Below are 18684 nucleotides of genomic sequence, written 5' to 3'. Positions count from 1 at the left end.
GCCCTGGGGGAACACGACGCTGACGTTGTCGAGGGCGACGACGCGGGTCTCCCCCTCCCCGTAGACCTTGTTCAGGCTGGTGGCTCGGGCGGCCGCGCGGCCGGTGTGGACGGCGGTTGCGGGGAACGTCACGTGGACTCCTCGGGCTGATTAACGGAATGTTTAACTCCGTAACATCATCCCAAGCTGTTCGAATGCGATTCGTATGCCACGCGGAGGGTCGGCCCCCGCCGACCCGGCGGGACGGCGGGGGGCCTTCTCCTCCTCAGGTATGACGCCGGACCCTGAGGACCAAGGGCCCCGGCAGGCTCCGGACGGTTCCGGAAGGGGCCGGGGCCCGGCCGACTACTCGACCGCCACGCCGAAGGCCGCCGCCAGCCCGGCCAGGCCGTTCGTCACCGCCCGCCCGGACGGGCTGAACTCCCAGCCGCCGGCGGCCCGGCGGAACGCCCCGAGCAGCATCGCGCTGTCCGGCACCCCGCCGGTCGGGCCCGCCCAGGCGTCCGGTCCGCCGGCGCCCGGCCCGTACGCGGCGGCGAGCGCCAGCCCGTGCACGTAGCCGAGCGGCAGCGCCGGGTGGTCCTCCTCCTCGGTGGAGACGGCGACCACCACCTCCTCGACGGCGGCCGGCAGCCGGTGCAGGTCCAGGGCCAGCCGGGCCGCCCGGGTCGGCTCGCCCGGCACCGAGCGGGTCGGGTGCAGCCGCACGGCGCCGTCCGGGTCCTGCGGGCTGTTGAAGAAGACGAAGTGCTCGTCGCTCAGCACCCGGCCGCCGGCGCACAGGAAGGCGGTGACGTCCAGCTCCACCGCGTCCCCGCCGGCCGTCCGGCTCTGCCAGCTCACCGTGAGGGCGGTCTCGCGCGCCTCCTCGGACCGGTCGTTCGCGGCGGCCGAGGCGGCGGCGGAGGAGCCGTCGCCGCCGAGCCGGCCGCGCAGGCCCTGCTCGGCGAGCAGGGCGACCAGCTCCGGGCCGCTCACCAGGGCCAGCGGCTTGCCCTCGATGTAGCTGTACGAGCCGCGGCCGAAGCCCGCGGTGGTGACCAGGATGCCCTTGATCGCGCCGTGGTGGCGGACGGTGGACTCCAGGTCGCGCACCGCCGTCGGCGGGACGGTCTTCTTGTAGCGCTTCGCCTGGATCACGATCGTGCCGCCGGTCACCGGGTCCAGGTCCTCGGCCACCACGTCCACCCCGACGTCGCCGCTGCGGGCCGTGGTCATCACCCGGAAGCCGCGCAGCCGGAACAGCTCGGCGATCAGCTCCTCGAAGTCCAGCGGGTCCATCTCGAACAGGTCCGGCTCGTCCTCGCCGCCGTGCCCGGCCAGGCTCCCGCCGACGCTCTCCGGCCGCCGGTCCGGCCGCACCTCGTCCAGCCGCTCCGGGCGCGCCGACAGCCGGCCGCCCAGGCCCTGGAAGCACTCCACCGGGTCCACCCGGTCCAGTGCCAGGGCGGCGAAGCCCGCCCGGGTGGCGGTCAGGGTGGAGAGGAAGCGCTCGGCCTCCCGGCCGGTCGCCGGGTCGATGCCGAGCACGAAGCCGTTCAGCACCACCGAGTCCAGCAGCCCGTCCCGGTCCGCCCGGAACAGCTCCACCGCCACCCGCAGCGCCGACTGCGCCAGCACCTCCCGGTACAGCGCCTTGCGCTCCGTCGCCGGGCGGGCCACCTCGGCCTCGCGGTCGTCCGACTTCACGTACCGCACCCGGCCGGCGGCCGGCACCACGTCCGGCCCGGGCAGCTCCCAGTCCACCACCAGCTGCCGGCTCCCGGCGTCGAACGCCGCCGCCAGCCGGTGCGGGAAGCCCTCCGGCCAGGCCGCCGAGGCGTACAGACCGGCCGTGAAGTACTCCTGCACCGCCTCCGGCTCGCCCGCCCGCAGCCGGCGCAGCAGCTCCTCGGTCCGGGCGGCCAGCTCCTCCTGCTGCCGGCGGGACTGCTCGACCCCGGCCAGGTACTCCTGGTGGTACGCGGCCAGCCGGTGCTGCCGGTCCACCTCCCGGGCCTGCGCGGCGTACCAGTCCTGCTCGAACCGGGCCCGGGCCTGGGCCAGGTACTGCTCGTACTGCTGCCGCACCCCCGGGTTGCGGGCCTGCACCGGGTCCGGCGGCGGCACGAAGTACCGGGCCGAGGACTGGTCCGGCATCGGCACCGGCTCGCCCAGCGGCCCCGGATCGAACGGCGGCACCGCCCGCGGCGCCAGCAGGGCCTGCGGGCCGAAGGCCGGCGCGGCCAGCCCGGCGGCCAGCAGCCCCCGCAACTCCTCGACCCGGGCGTCCAGTTCGGCCGTCCGCCGGGCCACCTCCGCCTCCCGCGACTGCTGGTAGGCGCGCTGCGCCTCGCGCTCGCCGCGGGCCGCCGCCTTCTGCACCTCCCGCTGCTCCCGCTCCCGGCGGCGCTGCTCCGCCGCCTCGGCGCGCCACCGGGCCTCCTCCCGGCGCTGCTGCTGTCGCTGCGCCTCCGCCCAGATCGCCAGCACCCCGCTGCTCCGCCGCCCCGACACCGTCCGCCCACCCCATTCGCCTCGCGCCCGATGCGGCCGCTGCGGCACCGCCTCCCGACCGCGCCGCCGACCGCGCCCGCCACAATAGAACGTGAACACCCCGCCCGGCCAAGCGCCGGTGACCTGCGGGGCTTTCGGGCGGGAAGGAGGGGCCGGCCGCCACGGACCTGACACCCTGTCGAGGGGGCCGGCGGGCGGGGTGGCAGGGGTGTGGCGGCGTCGGGCCGCCCGGCCTGTCGGTGGCACCGGGTAGTCTCGTCGGCTACCGACGGCCAGGAGAAACGTGACGATCCCCCCGCAGCCCCCGCAGACCCCCGAGCGCCAGGCCCGCCCCGCCGGCTGGGTCTCCACCGGCCTGAGCTGGCGGGACGGCCGCGCCGTGCTCGGGGCCGCGCGCGGCGCGCAGGTGCACGAGCGCGCCGTGGCGCCGGGGGTGGAGGTCGGCTGGCTGCTGGGCGGCCCGCGCCGCTGCGTGGGGGCTTGGTTGGTCGGGGCGACGGAGCGCACGCCCTGCCCGCACCACGCGGTGATCGACCCGGGCGGCGGCGCGACGCAGTGCCCGGCCTGCCAGAGCGTGGACCGCGGCCTCGCCCTCGCCCGGGACCAGATCCTCGACGACGGCCGCACCTACCTGCTCTACCTCGCCTGGTTCGGCGAGGGCCTGCTCAAGGTCGGCCTGACCGCCGAGCAGCGCGGCGACAGCCGGCTGCTCGAACAGGGCGCGCTGGCCTACGCGTTCACCGCCCGCGGCGCCCTGCCGGCGGTCCGGCGCGCCGAACTCACCGTCGCCGCCTCGGGCCTGGCCCGCGAGCGGTACAAGTCCCGGATCAAGACCGAGCAGTGGTGGTCGCACGGCGACGTCCCGTACCGCCGTACGGTGCTCGGCGACGCCCGCGCCCGGGCGCACCGGCTGCTGGACGGCCACGCCGTGGAGCTGCTCGCCGACCGGCCGGTGGTCGACCACGTCGAGCGCTACGGACTGGCCGGCGGCGCCCCGGAGGCGTACCGGGAGATCGCCGGGCTGGCCGACGGCGCGGTGCTCGCGGGCCGGCTCCGCGCGCCGGTCGGCCGGCACCTCTTCCTGGACCAGGCGGACGGCTCCGGACCGCTGCTGCTGGACACCCGGCTGCTCACCGGCTGGACGCTCAGCCCGGTCACCCGCCGCGGGTCCGAGGGCCTGGTTCTCCAGGAGCGTCTGCGCCCGCCGGAGCCGGACACCCAGGAGGCGCTGTTCTGAGACCGCTAAGGACCGCTCCGACCAGCGTGGTTGCGTAATAAAACCGCAAGGCCTAGCCTCGGCCTTGCGGTTTTAAGTTGCTACCACCTTGGAGCGAGCCCGACCATGATCGCCGCCCACGAGACCTTCGACGGCACCTTCCCGTACCGGCCGCACTTCAGCACCGCCGCCGGCTTCCGCCAGCACTACGTGGACGAGGGCAGCGGCCCCGTGGTGCTCTGCCTGCACGGCGAACCCACCTGGGGCTACCTCTTCCGCGACCTGGTCCGCCGCCTGGCCCCGACCCACCGGGTGGTCGTCCCCGACCACATGGGCTTCGGCAAGAGCGCCACCCCGGCCGACCGGACCTACTGGCTGCAGGACCACGTCGACAACCTGGAGGCGCTCGTCCTGGACCTCGGCCTGCGCGAACTCACCCTGGTCCTGCACGACTTCGGCGGGCCGGTCGGCATGGGCCTGGCCGCCCGCCGCCCGGAGCTGATCGCCCGGGTGGTGAGCGTCAACGGGCCCACGCCGTTCGGCCAGCCCGGCCTCGGCGCGGCGCTCGCCGCCAACGCGGCCGAGTCCCCGTGGTTTGGCTGGATCGCCCGGGCGCACGCCGACGGCAGCCTGGACGCCGTCCTCGGCGAACTCCGGCACACCGTCCTCAGCACCCTGAAGCTCAACGGTTTCGAGAACAACGCCCTGATCACCGACACCTGGCTGGCCGCCTACGGCGCGGCCTTCCCGTCCCCCGCGGAGGCCGCCGGGGCGATCGGCTGGGCGAAGGGCTTCGCCACCGGGGCGCACACCTTCGAGACCCCGGGCGCCGAGGCCCGCGCGGCGCTCGCCGCCCTGCCCGCGCTCGCGCTCTGGGGCGCGGCCGACCGCACCCTCGCCGCCCGGCACTTCCTGCCCCTGTTCGCCGAGGCGTTCCCGCGCGGCCGGGCCGTCGAACTGCCCGGCGTCGGCCACTACAGCCCCGAGGACGCCCCGGAGACCGTCGCCGAGCTGGTGGAACGCTTCCTCACCGAGACGGCGGCGGAGACGGAGGCCAGGGGTACGGCGTAGGCCGGCGCCCGCGAGCGGGCGGGCGCCGGCCGGTCGGTCAGCCGCTGAGCAGGGCCAGGAGCTGGTTCGCCAGGCCCAGCGCGGGCGCGGCGGCCTCGCCGACGCTCTGGGCCAGGCCGGCCAGCAGCAGCAGGGTGTTGCGCCGGCTCCTCGGCTCCTCGGCGGCGGGGCTGGTCAGCACCGGCAGGGCCTCGGCGAGGCTCTGCCGGTCCGCCTCGTGGAGCCGGCCGTCCCGGGCGAGCTCGGTGACCACGGTGGCGAGCCGGGCGAACAGCGCGGCGACCTCCGGCGGCAGCGCCTGGTCGCCGACCGCCCCGTTGTTGTGCTGGATGCCGACGTTGCCGCTGCCGCCGTGGATGGTGACGCGGTCGCCGTACTGGACGTCCGGACGCTCGTTGTCGTTCACTTGCTGACTCCCGTGTTTCCCTGGCCGCCGTAGATGTTGACGCTGTCGCCGAACTGGTACTGCCGCAGGTCCACGCTGATGGTCTGGACGATCTGCTGGAACTCGGCCTGCGGGTTCTCGATCGCGCGGGTGATGGTGGCCTGCAGCTCGAACGCCGGCTCCGCGGTGAGCCAGGCCAGCACCGCGGTCGGCGGGCCGGCCGTGTCCACGGCCAGCACGTACAGGTCGGGCCGGCGCAGCACCGGCCAGGTGAAGATCAGGAAGTAGAGCGCCACGAGGATCATCGCGACGAGGAGCAGCGTGCCGGACCCGGAGTCCGAGGACGATCCGTCGGTGGCCTGCGCGATCACGAGCACCGGCAGGAAGACGACCAGGCCGAAGGCGAGCAGCCGCAGGAGCGCGCGGCGCCGGCCGGGCACGATCAGGGAGGTGCCGACCCGGGCCACGTTGGCGAGCGGGTACGCGGCCTGCCCGATCCAGAGGATGCGGTTGGTGACCGCGACGCGGGTGGTGGTCGGGGTGCCGGCGGGACCGCTCGTGAAGGCCGGCGGCGGGGTGGTGGGCGGCGGCGGCCCGAACGGGGCCGGTGTCGGCGGCCCGCCGGGCGGAGGCGGCGGAACGAACGGGAAGGAGCCGGTCTGTCCGGCCCGGGTCGAATCGGAAGGATCGGTCGGCTGCATGGCCATGTCCCCCAAGGCTGTCGTGCGAGGGAGGACAATGTGCCAGCACGTCCCGGGTCCGCACAAGTTCATTGTCGTGGCGGATAACTGACGCACCGTCGGTTCGTGTGCCCCGGCCCTGGTCCCGCCGACCCGTCGTCCCGCGGGCCGTCAGCCCAGCTTGCCGCGCAGCACGCCGGGGCCGGAGCGGGCCCGGCGGGACCGCGGCGGGCGGGACGGGCGGACGTCCGGGCGGGCGGGCTGCTCGGCCGCCTCCGCGGCCCGCCGGGCCAGTGCGGCCCGGGCGGCGGCCAGCGCGACCCGGGCGAGCAACGGGTCCTCCCGGACGCCGGCCGCGCGCTTGGCGCTCTGGCAGGCGGTGCACCAGACCGGCGAGGCCGGCCCGTCCGGGTACACCATCTCCTCGGGCGGCAGGTAGTGCCCACCGCACTCGACGCATTCGAAGACGAACCTCATCCGACGATCACCGTTCCGGATCCGTGGCACCGGCCGCAGGGCGACCAGAAGGTGTGGACACTGGGCACCATGCTTCCTTCCTCGTCCAGTTCGACCGTGGCCTCGGTCTTCTGGGTCCCCCCGGACCCGCCGCAACCGGAACAGGACTGAACCTCGGGCATATGCCGTCCTTCCGTAGCGGACACCACCGTAGCGCGATTCCCCGTCAGGAAGCACGGCCCCGGGCGATCCACCACCCGTACGGGTAGCGCGAACCGCGACCGCACGCCCTGTTCCAGAACGGCGTCGGCCCCTCGCCTGAGCACCAGAGCGAGGGGCCGACCGTCGTGGGGGAGTCGTCAGCCGCGGGCGGCCCGCAGGAACTCCCGGTTCATCGCCGCGATGCTGGGCAGCGGGATGCCCTTGGGGCAGGCGGTGGCGCACTCACCGGTGTTGGTGCAGCCGCCGAAGCCCTCGGCGTCCATGGCCGAGACCATGTCCCGTACCCGGGCGGCCCGTTCCGGCGCGCCCTGCGGCAGCACGTTGAGGTGCACCACCTTGGCGGAGGTGAAGAGCATCGCCGAGCCGTTCGGGCAGGCCGCCACGCAGGCGCCGCAGCCGATGCACTCGGCGTGCTCGAAGGCGGTGTCGGCGGTCTCCTTGGGGACGGGCGTGGCGTGCGCCTCGGGGGCGCTGCCGGTGGGGGCGGTGATGTAGCCGCCGGAGCCGATGATCCGGTCGAAGGCCGAGCGGTCCACCACCAGGTCCTTGACCACCGGGAACGCCGCCGCCCGCCAGGGCTCGACGTCGATGGTGTCGCCGTCCTGGAAGTGCCGCATGTGCAGCTGGCAGGTGGTGGTGCGCTCGGGGCCGTGCGCCTGGCCGTTGATGACCATGCCGCAGGCGCCGCAGATGCCCTCGCGACAGTCGTGGTCGAAGGCGACGGGCTGGTCGCCGCGGGTGATCAGCTCCTCGTTGAGGGTGTCCAGCATCTCCAGGAAGGACATGTCCGGGCTGATCCCGTCGACCCGGTAGGTGGTCATCGAGCCGGGTGCGTCCGGGCCCGCCTGGCGCCAGATGCGCAGGGTGAGGTTCATGCGTAGCTCCGCTGGGTGGGGTGGACGTACTCGAAGTCGAGTTCCTCGCGGTGGAGGACGGGTGCCGCGCCGGTGCCGGTGAACTCCCAGGCGGCGGCGTAGGAGAAGTCCTCGTCGCGGCGGGCGGCCTCGCCGTCGGGGGTCTGGCTCTCGGTGCGGAAGTGGCCGCCGCAGGACTCGGCGCGGTGCAGCGCGTCCAGGCACATCAGCTCGGCCAGTTCGAAGTAGTCGACCAGCCGGTTGGCCTTCTCCAGCGACTGGTTGAGCTCCTGCCCGGTGCCCGGCACCTTGATCCGGCGCCAGAACTCCTCGCGCAGCAGCGGGATCCGCTCCAGCGCCCGGCGCAGCCCGGCCTCGTCGCGGGCCATCCCGCACTCGTCCCAGAGCAGTTCGCCGAGTTCGCGGTGGAAGGAGTCCGGGGTGCGGTCGCCGTCCACCGCGAGGATCAGGTTGAGCCGGTCCTCGACCTCGGCCTCCACCTCGGCGAGCACCGGGTGGTCGGCGGGCACGGCCGGCAGCGGGTGGCGGGCCAGGTAGTCGTTGATGGTGGGCGGCAGTACGAAGTAGCCGTCGGCCAGGCCCTGCATCAGGGCGCTGGCGCCGAGTCGGTTGGCGCCGTGGTCGGAGAAGTTGGCCTCCCCGATCGCGAACAGGCCCGGGACGGTGGTCTGCAGGTCGTAGTCGACCCAGAGCCCGCCCATCGTGTAGTGGATCGCCGGGTAGATCCGCATCGGCACCCGGTACGGGTCCTCGGCGGTGATCCGCTCGTACATCTCGAAGAGGTTGCCGTACTTGGCCTCGACGGCGTCCCGGCCCAGCCGGCGGATCGCGTCGGCGAAGTCCAGGTAGACGCCCTGGCCGCCGGGGCCGATGCCGCGGCCCTCGTCGCAGACGTTCTTGGCGGCCCGGGAGGCGATGTCGCGCGGCACCAGGTTGCCGAAGGAGGGGTAGATCCGCTCCAGGTAGTAGTCCCGCTCCTCCTCCGGGATCTGCCCGGGCGGCCGGTTGTCGCCCTTCGCCTTGGGCACCCAGATCCGGCCGTCGTTGCGCAGCGACTCGCTCATCAGGGTGAGCTTGGACTGGTGGTCGCCCGAGCGCGGGATGCAGGTCGGGTGGATCTGGGTGAAGCACGGGTTGGCGAAGTACGCGCCGCGCCGGTGCGCCCGCCAGATCGCGGTGGCGTTGGAGTTCTTGGCGTTGGTGGAGAGGTAGAAGACGTTGCCGTAGCCGCCGCTGGCGAGCACCACGGCGTCCGCGGTGTAGGAGCGGATCTCGCCGGTGACGAGGTCGCGGGCGACGATGCCGCGGGCCCGGCCGTCGACCACCAGCAGGTCGAGCATCTCGGTGCGCGGGTGCAGCTCCACGTTCCCGGCGGCGACCTGCCGGGAGAGCGCCTGGTAGGCGCCGAGCAGCAGCTGCTGGCCGGTCTGGCCGCGGGCGTAGAAGGTCCGGGAGACCTGGACGCCGCCGAACGACCGGGTGTCCAGCAGACCTCCGTACTCGCGGGCGAAGGGCACGCCCTGGGCCACGCACTGGTCGATGATCTCCACCGACACCTGGGCCAGCCGGTGCACGTTGGACTCGCGGGCCCGGAAGTCGCCGCCCTTGACGGTGTCGTAGAACAGCCGGCGGACCGAGTCGCCGTCGTTGCGGTAGTTCTTGGCCGCGTTGATGCCGCCCTGGGCGGCGATCGAGTGGGCGCGCCGGGGGGAGTCCTGGAAGCAGAACTGGACCACGTGGTAGCCCTGTTCGGCCAGGGTGGCGCCGGCCGCGCCGCCGGCCAGGCCGGTGCCGACCACGATCACGGTGTGCTTGCGCCGGTTGGCCGGGTTGACCAGCTTGGCGTCGAACCGCCGCTGGTCCCAGCGCTGTTCGATCGGCCCGGCGGGGGCCTTGGCGTCGGCGACCGGCTCGCCGAGGGTGTACTCCAGGTAGCTCATGTCACCACTGCTCACTTCACCGCTCCGGTCAGCACTGCTCACTTCACGCCTCGGGCCACCACTGCTCACTTCACGACTCCGGTCATCACGGCCACGGGGACGGACAGGAAGCCGGCGGTCAGCACCAGCGCCAGGCCGTTCGCGACCAGCTTGAGCGCCCGGTCGCGGCGGGCGTTGTTGGCGCCGAGGGTCTGCGCGGCGCTCCAGAACCCGTGCCGGATGTGCAGGCCGACGGCCAGCATCGCGACGACGTAGAACACGTCGACGTACCAGCGGCCGAAGGAGGCCACGATGTTCTGGTACGTCTGGCCGTGATCGGTGCCCGGGTTCACGGTCAGCGTGGTGAGGTCGAGGATGTGCCAGACGATGAACAGCGCCAGGATCACCCCGCCCCAGCGCATGGTCCGCGTCGCGTAGCTCGCGCGGCGGCGCTTGTGCACGTACCGGCTCGGGCGGGCCGCGAGGTCGCGGCGGCTGAGCTGGTACGCGGAGACGCCGTGCAGCACCACGGCGGCCAGCAGGCCCGCCCGGGCGATCCACAGGAACCACTCGTGGCCCAGGAAGGGCTGTCCGATGGTGCGCAGCCAGGCCGCGTAGCCGTTGATGTCGTCCGGGCCGAAGAACACCTTGAGGTTGCCCAGCATGTGCGCGACCAGGTACAGCAGCATGGCCAGTCCGGTGACGGCCATGACCGCCTTCTTGCCGACGGTCGACCGCCACAGGGTCGCCAGGGTGGACGGATGCCGGGCCGTCCGAGTCGCGGTTGTCATGGCAGCAACGGTAGGGACGGCGGCGAGGGTACGTCCAAGACATGATGCGGCTCATGACGATAGGCATGGGCTATCGATGCGGCCTATCCTGGCCCTGTGCAGCTCCAGCAACTCCGCTACTTCCTGGCCGTCGCCGAGACCCGGCACTTCACCCGGGCCGCCGAGGCGGCACATGTCGCGCAGCCGTCACTCTCGCAACAGATCCGGGCCCTGGAACGGGAGTTGGGCGCGGAACTGTTCCACCGCACCCGGGGCAACATCGCGCTCACGGACGCCGGGGACGCCCTGCTGCCGCTGGCCCGGCGCATCCTCGCGGACACCGAGACCGCCCGGCTGGCCGTGCAGGAGACGGTGCAGCTGCGCCGCGGCCGGGTCCGGCTGGGCGCACCGCCGAGCCTGTGCACCAGCCTGGTGCCGGACGTGCTGCGGGTCTTCCGGGACCGCTACCCGGGGGTGGCGCTGGTGGTCCGCGAGGGCGGCTCGCGTGACCTGGTCGGCTGGCTGGCGGCGGGGGAGCTGGACCTCGCGCTGACCATCACCCGGCCGAGCGGGGAGCAGGAGCCCGCGCTGGCGGTCACCGAGCTGCTGCACGAGGAGCTGGTGCTGGTCGCGGCCGGGCGGCCGGCCCGGCGCAAGGTCCGGGTGACGGAGTTGAAGGGCCGGCCGCTGGTGATGTTCCGGGAGGGCTACGACGTCCGCGAGGCGACCCTGGCGGCCTGCCGGGCGGCCGGGTTCGAGCCGGAGTTCGCGGTGGAGGGCGGCGAGATGGACGCGGTGCTGGGCTTCGTCCGGGCCGGGATCGGGCCCGCCGTCGTCCCCGGCATGGTGGCCGCCCGCTCCGGCCTCGCGGTGACGGCCTTCGCCGGGCCCGGCCTGGGCCGCACCATCGCCGTCGCCCACGGCCACGAGGTGCCGCTCACCCGCGCGGCGGAGGCGCTGCGGGACACCCTGCTGGCGCACCTGCGCGACGCCGCCCGGGACGGCGAACTGCCGCCGGGGACGCGGCTGTTGCTGCCCTGAGCCCCGGTTCGAGCCTTTCAGCGGTCGGTCACGCGGCGGGCGACGGACCGCCCGAGCGCAGGGTGAGCAGGGTGATCTCGCTCGGGGCGAAGACCCGGAACGGCGGGCCCCAGAAGCCGGTGCCGCGGCTGGTGTAGAGCTGGGTCCGCTCCCCGTGCCGGCTCAGGCCGTGCACCACCGGCTGGTCGATCCGGACGAGGAAGTTGAACGGCCAGATCTGGCCGCCGTGGGTGTGCCCGGAGACCTGCAGGTCGATGCCGGCGGCAGCGGCCTGCGGGACGTACTTGGGCTGGTGGGCGACGAGCAGGACCGGCAGGGCCGGGTCCGCCCCCGCCAGCGCGCCGACCAGGTTCGCGCGGTGTCCGGCCAGGCCGGAGGACTCCGCGGTCACGTCGTCCACCCCGGCGAGCACGAGGGCGTCGCCGCCGCGCTCCACCACGAGGTGGCGGTTGTGCAGCGGCTCCCAGCCCAGGTCCGCCATCCGGTCCAGCCAGCCCTGGGCCTCGCTGCCGTACTCGTGGTTCCCCGTGACGTAGACCTTGGCCAGCCGGGACCGGACCGTCCCGAGCGGCGCGGACTGCTCCCGGCGCTGGGCCGGGGTGCCGTCGGCGATGTCGCCGGCGTGGACCAGGACGTCCGCGTCGAGCGCGTTGACCGCCTCGGCGACCCGCGCCGACCAGTCCGCCCGGTCGATCGGCCCGTAGTGGGTGTCGGCCAGCACCACGACCCTGGTCCCGTCCAGGCCGGCGCCGAGCCGCGGGAGGTGCACGTCCACCCGCTTCACCCGGGGCACGCGCATCGCCTCGTGGTGCCCCCAGCCCAGCAGCCCGGCCGAGACCACGGCGACGGCCACCGCCACGACCCTGGCCCGGTCGGTGCCGCCGACGTCGAGCCCGGCCAGCAGCAGGTCCACCGAGCCGCCCAGCACCGACCAGGTGAACAGCACCCAGACCACCCCGAGGCTGGTGTCCGCGACGCGGGCGGCCCGGTCGCTGCGCCGCCGCCCGTGGCCCGCGACCATCAGGAAGGGGAAGGAGACCATCCAGGCCGCGAGGACGACCGTGCCGGCCAGGAGGACCGGGAACGGCCAGTCGGCGCCGGAGGCGAATAGGGTCCACCAGGGCGGGAGGCAGAGGAGGACGAGGACGAGCACCAGGACCGCCAGCCGTCGGACCAGGGAACGCCGACGCCCCGCGCCCCCGCCCGGGGGCTCCGTGCCCGCCTCGGGCCGGTCGGCGGCCGCGACGGTCTCCGGGCCCTCGCGGTCCGCCGACCGGTGTCCCGACTCCAGCCCCATGGATTCGCCTGCTGTCACCGTGTCGCCCTCACATCCGCTGCCGTGCCCCTGCCCCCATCATCCGGCAGACCGTCGCCGACGGTCCTGCCCGGGGTCGCCGTCGTCGACCGGGCCGTGCGCCACGGGGCCCCGGCGAGTCGTCCCCGCCGACCCCGAGCCAGGGGCTCAGCCGCCGCCGTAGGTGGACTGGGTGACCGCGAAGACGTTGCGCCCGCCCGTGGTCTCCTGCAGCGACCACAGCAGGTCGGGGCCGGTGGCGTCCTCCCAGTAGGAGAGGCTCTCGCCGCCGCCCACCCAGGCGAAGGTCGAGGCGCCCGCGGTCGGGGTCCAGTAGTAGAGCTCCTTCTGCCCCGAGGAGTTGAACCACCACCGGCCGTTGTGGGAGGCCACGCCGTTGAGGTTGTACCAGGGCAGTTGGAGGGCCTGGCTCGCGGTCGTCGTCGCGGCGAAGGTCGTCGCCCCGGCGGCGAACGGGAAGCGGACGGCCCTCGGCGGGCGGTTCGGGTAGTCGACGCAGTCCGCCTGGCAGGTGTACTCCGTCATCACGATCGACTTGCTGACCCGGTCGAGGGAGACCGACGACCACACCAGCTTGGCTCCGGAGGCGGTCTGCGCGGTGACCGTGCCGACCTGGGGCAGCACGTAGGCGTAGTTGTGGGCGTAGTAGGCGCCTCCGGGCTGGCGGCCGATCTGGTCGGCGGTGCCGCCGGTGTCGGTGTTGAGGATCTTGCGCAGGTCGAAGACGCGCATGCCGCGGCCGGTGTCGGCGACGTAGAGGTGGTCGCCGTACCAGGAGATGCCGCCGGCGTGGATCGGGACGTCCTTGAAGTCCGGCGCGGCCGCGGTGCCGGTCGGTTCCACCAGGAGGATCTTGCGGTAGGTGTCGGGGTAGGTGGCGTCCCAGTCGACCAGGGTGATCCGGCTGCGCTGCTGCGCGCCGCCGCAGCCGTCCTTGGTGTACCAGCTCACCAGCACGAGCTGGTGGCCGTCGTAGTTGCCGCTGTTCGCGGTCCCCACGGCGTCCCGGCTCGTGGTGATGCCCTGGGGGAAGCTCTGGCAGTCGGAGTCGTCGCCGTCGTCGAACCGGAAGCCGGTGGTCAGGCCGGCCACGGAGAAGGACGCGGGGAGCGCCTGCCGGTCGTGGTTCGCGTGCTCCATCACCGTGTGCACGGCGGAGGTCCCGAGCGTCGTGGCGAGCGCCGAGTCGAGGGTGTCGTACTGGTGGTAGTCGGAGGTGAGGGTGTAGTCGGACGCGGTCAGGGCCGTCGGCGCCTCGGCGGCCGCCGCCGGCGAGGCACCGGCCGGTGTGCCGGTGACGAGCAGGCCGGCCGCGAGCAGCACCCCTGCCGCTGTTCTGATGTGACGGATCATCAGGGTGGGCCCTCCGTGGGCGATGGATCAACGGGGGCACACACGGTAGGGGCGCTTGGGCATGTCCGCAACACCCCGAGGAGGGCCTTGCGTGCGCGCACGACGGAGGCCCGGGGCCGCGGGCCCCGGGCCTCCGCGGTGCGTGTGGTCAGGCCGGCAGGACGGCCTCGAGCGCGGCGACCAGCTCCGGCGACTCCGGCTCGACGGGCGGGCGCAGGCGCGCGACGACGGTGCCGTCCGGGGAGAGCAGGAACTTCTCGAAGTTCCAGGCGATGTCCCCGGCCTGGCCCTCGGCGTCGGCGACCTCGGTGAGCTTGGCGTACAGCGGGTGGCGGTCCTCGCCGTTGACGTCGATCTTCTCGAACAGCGGGAAGGTCACGCCGTAGGTGGTGGAGCAGAAGGTGCGGATCTCCTCGGCGCTGCCGGGCTCCTGTCCGGCGAACTGGTTGCAGGGGAAGCCCAGCACGGTGAACCCGCGCCCGGCGTACCGCTGCTGGAGCCGCTCCAGGCCCTCGTACTGCGGGGTCAGACCGCACTTGGACGCGACGTTGACGATCAGCAGCGCCTTGCCCTTGTGGTCGGCCAGCGAGGTGGCCGCGCCGTCGAGGGTGCGCAGCGGGATGTCGTACAGGCTCACGGGGGTGGTCCTTTCGGGAAGTCGTCGGGCCGGGCCTCTTCGTGGGCCACGGTAGCGGCCGTCACCTGGTCAACTGCGGTCGGCGTGCCGATGTTCCGGGCACGGGGGCGGGTGGGAGCGTGCGGAGCGGCTCGTCCGCCCCCACCCGCCCGGCGCGGACGCCCGGCGCGTACGGCCGGTGCGTGCGACCGGCGTGCGCGACCGGTGCGTGCGCCGCGTTACGGCACCAGCGGCCGGATCGCCGTCGGCGCGTGCTCGGGGAGGGTGGCCAACTCCTCGAACTCGTTGACCTTGTCGATGTCGGCGGCGGCCATCGAGATGTTGGTGACCCGCTCCAGGATCGCCTCGACCACGACCGGGACGCGGAACTCGGCGGCCAGTTTCTTGGCCTCCTCGAAGGCGGGCAGCAGGCCCTCCGGCTCGGTGACCCGGATCGCCTTGCAGCCCAGGCCCTCGACGACCTTGACGTGGTCCACGCCGTAGACGCCCACCTCCGGCGCGTTGACGTTCTCGAACTCCAGGTTGACCTGGTAGTCGATGTCGAAGGCGCGCTGCGCCTGGCGGATCAGGCCCAGGTAGGAGTTGTTCACCAGCACGTGGACGTACGGGATGCGGTGCTGGGCGCCGACCGCCAGCTCCTCGATCATGAACTGGAAGTCGTAGTCGCCGGAGAGCGCGACCACCTGCCCTCCCGGGTCGGCGGTGGCGACGCCCAGCGCGGCCGGGATGGTCCAGCCGAGCGGGCCCGCCTGGCCGCAGTTGATCCAGTGCCGCGGCCGGTAGACGTGCAGCAGCTGCGCGCCGGCGATCTGGGAGAGGCCGATGGTGGTGACGTAGCGGGTCTCCGGGCCGAACGCCCGGTTCATCTCCTCGTACACGCGCTGCGGCTTGAGCGGCACGTCGTCGAAGTGGGTGCGGCGCTGGAGCCGGGCCCTGCGCTCCTGGGCGGCGGCGGCCCAGGCGGTGCGGTCCTTGAGCGTGCCGGCGTCCCGCAGTTCGCGCGCCACCTCGACGAACAGCTCCAGCGCGGCCCCGGCGTCGGAGGCGATGCCGAGGTCCGGGGCGAAGATCCGGCCGAGCTGGGTGGGCTCGACGTCGACGTGGACGAAGGTGCGGCCCGCGGTGTAGACGTCCAGGCCGCCGGTGTGGCGGTTGGCCCAGCGGTTGCCGATGCCGAGGACGAAGTCGGAGGCGAGGAAGGTCTCGTTGCCGTAGCGGTGCGAGGTCTGGAGGCCGACCAGGCCGGCGTTGAGCGCGTGGTCGTCCGGGATGACGCCCCAGCCCATCAGGGTGGGGACCACCGGGACGCCGGTGAGTTCGGCGAACTCCCGCAGCAGCTCGGCGGCGTCGGCGTTGATGACGCCGCCGCCCGCGACGATCAGCGGGCGCTCGGACCGCTGGAGCAGCGCGACCGCCTTCTCGATCTGGACGCGGTTGGCGGCCGGCTTGTAGACCGGCAGCGGCTGGTAGGCCTCCGGGTCGAAGTCGATCTCGGTCAGCTGGACGTCGATCGGCAGGTCGATCAGGACCGGGCCGGGGCGCCCGGAGCGCATCAGGTGGAAGGCCTGCTGGAACACGCCGGGGACCTGCGCGGCCTCCAGCACGGTGGTGGCGGCCTTGGTGACGGGCCCGGCGATCGAGGCGATGTCGACGGCCTGGAAGTCCTCCTTGTGCAGCCGGGCGACGGGTGCCTGGCCGGTGATGCAGAGGATCGGGACGGAGTCGGCGATCGCCGAGTACAGGCCGGTGATCATGTCGGTGCCGGCCGGCCCCGAGGTGCCGACGCAGACCCCGATGTTGCCGGCCCTGGCGCGGGTGTAGCCCTCGGCCATGTGGGAGGCGCCCTCGACGTGCCGGGCCAGCGTGTGCCCGATCCCGCCGGCGGCCTTGAGTGCGGCGTAGAACGGGTTGATGGCCGCGCCCGGCACGCCGAACGCGACCTCAACGCCTTCGAGCTTGAGGATCTCCACGGCCGCGCGGGCGGCTGTCATACGAGGCATCGGATCTCTCCTGCGTCGGCCCGCAGTGGCTCGGAGGGCTCATCTCCTGAATTCCACCATACGGAAGAACGGTTTCTGTATGTGGAAACACGGTAGGGCGGGGCTCGTCGGGGCGTCAAGGGGACTTCAACGGAATGTGGAAGGCGGTGGGCGGACCGTCGGGCGGCGGGGATTCGTACGCCAGGACGGTGATCGCGCTGGTGTGCCCGGGGAAGCGGACGCTCCGCGCCGGGAAGAGCGGCCGGTGTGCAGTGGCGGTGAAGGGACGGTGCCTGCTGTGGGCCCGCCCCGCCGGGCTGGGTACCGTCGGTGCCACGCCGGGCCCGTGACGTCCAACTGAGGCCGCGGCAGGGGGTTTCGGGAGCACCGCGGAGCGGGGGAACTCCGCCGGTGGCCCCGTCCAGGACCAGCGCGCCCGGTCCGCCGCACCCGAGCGAGGGACGCACCCCCGGCCGCACCGACCCGACACCCGCCGCCGCGCTCTGGTCCGCCCGGACCCGCGGCCGTACCGCTGTCGCCGCTGTTTCCCCTGCCCTCCCGTTCCCCGCTCCTCCTCCTGCTCCCCGCCCTTGCAACGGCGCGCCCGCTGCGGCGGACGCGCGGAAGGAACGTCCCCATGCGCTGCTGCACCCCTGCCCGGTCCCTGGCGGTGACCGGGTGAACCCGCCGCCCCACCGGAGCGACAGCCCGCCGGGCCGCCTCCGCAAGCACGGCCCGCCGGGCCGGCCCCGCACCCCGGCCGCCGTCCTGCGCGCCGTTCCCTGGCGCCACGACCTGCCGGCCTCGCTGGTGGTGTTCCTGGTCGCCCTCCCGCTCTGCGTCGGCGTGGCCGTCGCCTCCGGCGTCCCGGCCGAACTCGGGCTGGTCACCGGTATTGTCGGCGGCCTGGTGGCCGGCCTGCTGCCTGGCAGCAGCCTCCAGGTCAGCGGGCCCGCCGCCGGACTGACCGTCCTGGTCGCCGACGCCGTCCAGCGCTTCGGCGTCGGCGCGCTCGGCCTGCTGGTGCTCGGCACCGGCCTGCTCCAGCTGGCGATGGGCGCCCTGCGGCTCGGCCGCTGGTTCCGGGCGATGTCCGCCTCGGTGGTGCACGGCATGCTGGCCGGCATCGGACTGACCCTGGTGTTCGGCCAGCTCTACGCGCTCGCCGACCGCCGCGCCCCCGCCACCGGGCCGGAGAAGATCGCCGGACTGCCCGGCCTGCTGGGCGACGTGCTGACCGCCGCGGCCAACCCGAGCGCCGTCGCCCTCGGCCTCGGCACCCTGCTGGTCCTGGTCGCCTGGAAGTACCTGCCGGAACGGGCCGCCCGTGCCGTCCCCGCCCCGCTGGCCGCCGTCGGCCTGGCCGCCGCCGTCACCGCGGCCGCCGACCTGCCGGTGGCCCGCGTCCACGTGGCCGGGCTGCTCGACGTGGTGCACCTGCCCGGCCGCGACGCCCTGACCGCCCTGGCCGGCCCCGCCGGGATCGGCACGGTCGTCGCCTTCACCCTGATCGCCTCCGCCGAGACGCTGTTCAGCGCCGCCGCCGTCGACCGGATGCACCACGGCCCGCGCACCGACTACGACCGCGAGCTCACCGCCCAGGGCATCGGCAACACCGTCTGCGGGCTGCTCGGCGCGCTGCCGATGACCGCGGTGATCGTGCGCAGCGCGACCAACGTCCAGGCCGGCGCGCGCACCAAGGCCTCGCGGGTCCTGCACGGCGGCTGGCTGCTGGTGTTCACCGCGCTGCTGCCCGGCGCGCTCGGGCTCGTCCCGCTCACCGCGCTGGCCGCCGTCCTGGTGCACGCCGGCGCCAAGCTGGTGCCGGTGCGCCGGATCGTCGCGCTCTGCCGCGGGCACCTGGGCGAGGCGGTGGTGCTGGTGGTCACGACCGTCGCGATCATCGCCACCGACCTGTTCGAGGGGGTGCTGATCGGCGTGGGCCTGGCGGTGGCCAAGTCGGCCTGGCAGACCTCGCACCTGCACATCGCGGTGGAGGAGCAGGAGCAGCCGGCCGGGCAGCCGCTGCACCGGGTGCGGCTGAGCGGCAACGCCACCTTCCTGCGGCTGCCCCGGCTGCTGGACACCCTGGAACGGCTGCCGGGGGACCGGCCGGTGGAACTGGACTGGTCCGGGCTGCGCCACCTGGACCACGCCTGCACGGTGGCGCTGGTCTCCTGGGCCGACCAGCACCGGGCCCGCTCCACCGCCCCGCTGGCCGTCGAACCGCCGCTGCCTTCGGTGGCTTGAGGTCCGGTCCGGTCGGGGG

The 18684-nt window shown here is 74.1% G+C and carries 15 protein-coding genes and 1 pseudogene; 4 read left to right on the top strand and 12 right to left on the bottom strand.

What is annotated here, in order from left to right; all coding sequences use genetic code 11:
- Together ACLWS4_RS23065 and ACLWS4_RS23060 are read right to left on the bottom strand one after the other, a co-directional pair.
- A pseudogene (locus ACLWS4_RS23065) lies at positions 1–132 on the bottom strand (ABC transporter ATP-binding protein); the annotation flags it as partial.
- A 213-nt stretch (positions 133–345) separates the two neighbouring features.
- Positions 346–2472 (bottom strand): restriction endonuclease, encoded by a 2127-nt coding sequence (locus ACLWS4_RS23060; protein WP_416875101.1) that lies wholly within the window; start codon positions 2470–2472, stop codon positions 346–348.
- Between the two features lie 307 nt (positions 2473–2779).
- Here ACLWS4_RS23060 and ACLWS4_RS23055 point away from each other — a divergent pair, with 307 nt between their 5' ends.
- Positions 2780–3733, top strand: a complete 954-nt coding sequence (locus ACLWS4_RS23055; protein WP_416875100.1) for a DUF2797 domain-containing protein — start codon at positions 2780–2782, stop codon at positions 3731–3733.
- A gap of 105 nt (positions 3734–3838) precedes the next feature.
- The gene (locus ACLWS4_RS23050; RefSeq protein WP_416875099.1) at positions 3839–4783 is read left to right on the top strand and encodes an alpha/beta fold hydrolase; all 945 of its coding nucleotides are present in this window, start codon (positions 3839–3841) and stop codon (positions 4781–4783) included.
- A gap of 37 nt (positions 4784–4820) precedes the next feature.
- Here the strand turns inward: ACLWS4_RS23050 and ACLWS4_RS23045 are convergent, their stop codons facing one another.
- The 6 genes from ACLWS4_RS23045 to ACLWS4_RS23020 all read right to left on the bottom strand — a co-directional run bounded on the left by ACLWS4_RS23045 (position 4821) and on the right by ACLWS4_RS23020 (position 10111).
- Complete coding sequence (locus ACLWS4_RS23045) at positions 4821–5189, bottom strand: hypothetical protein (protein ID WP_416875098.1); 369 nt, start codon at positions 5187–5189, stop codon at positions 4821–4823.
- Positions 5186–5875 (bottom strand): DUF6232 family protein, encoded by a 690-nt coding sequence (locus ACLWS4_RS23040; protein WP_416875097.1) that lies wholly within the window; start codon positions 5873–5875, stop codon positions 5186–5188. Before ACLWS4_RS23040 ends, ACLWS4_RS23045 begins: the two co-directional genes overlap by 4 nt.
- Positions 5876–6019: 144 nt before the next feature.
- Entirely contained in the window at positions 6020–6325 is a 306-nt protein-coding gene (locus ACLWS4_RS23035) for a hypothetical protein (protein WP_074003642.1), read from the bottom strand.
- Positions 6326–6663: 338 nt separating this feature from the next.
- Positions 6664–7401, bottom strand: coding sequence for a succinate dehydrogenase/fumarate reductase iron-sulfur subunit (locus ACLWS4_RS23030; RefSeq protein WP_074003641.1), 738 nt, complete (start codon positions 7399–7401; stop codon positions 6664–6666).
- Entirely contained in the window at positions 7398–9341 is a 1944-nt protein-coding gene (locus ACLWS4_RS23025; protein WP_074003640.1) for a fumarate reductase/succinate dehydrogenase flavoprotein subunit, read from the bottom strand. Before ACLWS4_RS23025 ends, ACLWS4_RS23030 begins: the two co-directional genes overlap by 4 nt.
- Before the next feature lie 65 nt (positions 9342–9406).
- A complete protein-coding gene (locus ACLWS4_RS23020) occupies positions 9407–10111 on the bottom strand; it encodes a succinate dehydrogenase cytochrome b subunit (protein WP_049652714.1) in 705 nt (234 codons plus the stop codon).
- Between the two features lie 96 nt (positions 10112–10207).
- Here ACLWS4_RS23020 and ACLWS4_RS23015 point away from each other — a divergent pair, with 96 nt between their 5' ends.
- Complete coding sequence (locus tag ACLWS4_RS23015) at positions 10208–11131, top strand: LysR family transcriptional regulator (RefSeq protein ID WP_074003639.1); 924 nt, start codon at positions 10208–10210, stop codon at positions 11129–11131.
- A 28-nt stretch (positions 11132–11159) separates the two neighbouring features.
- Here the strand turns inward: ACLWS4_RS23015 and ACLWS4_RS23010 are convergent, their stop codons facing one another.
- From ACLWS4_RS23010 to gcl, 4 genes are all read right to left on the bottom strand, one after another.
- The gene (locus tag ACLWS4_RS23010; RefSeq protein ID WP_416875104.1) at positions 11160–12428 is read right to left on the bottom strand and encodes a metallophosphoesterase; all 1269 of its coding nucleotides are present in this window, start codon (positions 12426–12428) and stop codon (positions 11160–11162) included.
- 165 nt (positions 12429–12593) lie between these two features.
- A complete protein-coding gene (locus tag ACLWS4_RS23005; RefSeq protein ID WP_416875096.1) occupies positions 12594–13799 on the bottom strand; it encodes a hypothetical protein in 1206 nt (401 codons plus the stop codon).
- A gap of 148 nt (positions 13800–13947) precedes the next feature.
- Complete coding sequence (locus ACLWS4_RS23000) at positions 13948–14436, bottom strand: glutathione peroxidase (protein WP_049652707.1); 489 nt, start codon at positions 14434–14436, stop codon at positions 13948–13950.
- Positions 14437–14654: 218 nt separating this feature from the next.
- Positions 14655–16436, bottom strand: a complete 1782-nt coding sequence (gene gcl, locus ACLWS4_RS22995; protein WP_416875095.1) for a glyoxylate carboligase — start codon at positions 16434–16436, stop codon at positions 14655–14657.
- Between the two features lie 747 nt (positions 16437–17183).
- Here gcl and ACLWS4_RS22990 point away from each other — a divergent pair.
- Entirely contained in the window at positions 17184–18665 is a 1482-nt protein-coding gene (locus ACLWS4_RS22990; RefSeq protein WP_380742609.1) for a SulP family inorganic anion transporter, read from the top strand.
- The last annotated feature ends 19 nt before the right edge of the window (positions 18666–18684 follow it).

This window comes from Kitasatospora sp. SC0581 (genome assembly GCF_048159585.1).
Classification (GTDB): Bacteria; Actinomycetota; Actinomycetes; order Streptomycetales; family Streptomycetaceae; genus Kitasatospora.
Note: the sequence above shows the minus strand (reverse complement) of the source record. Positions and strands in the feature narration are given on the sequence as shown.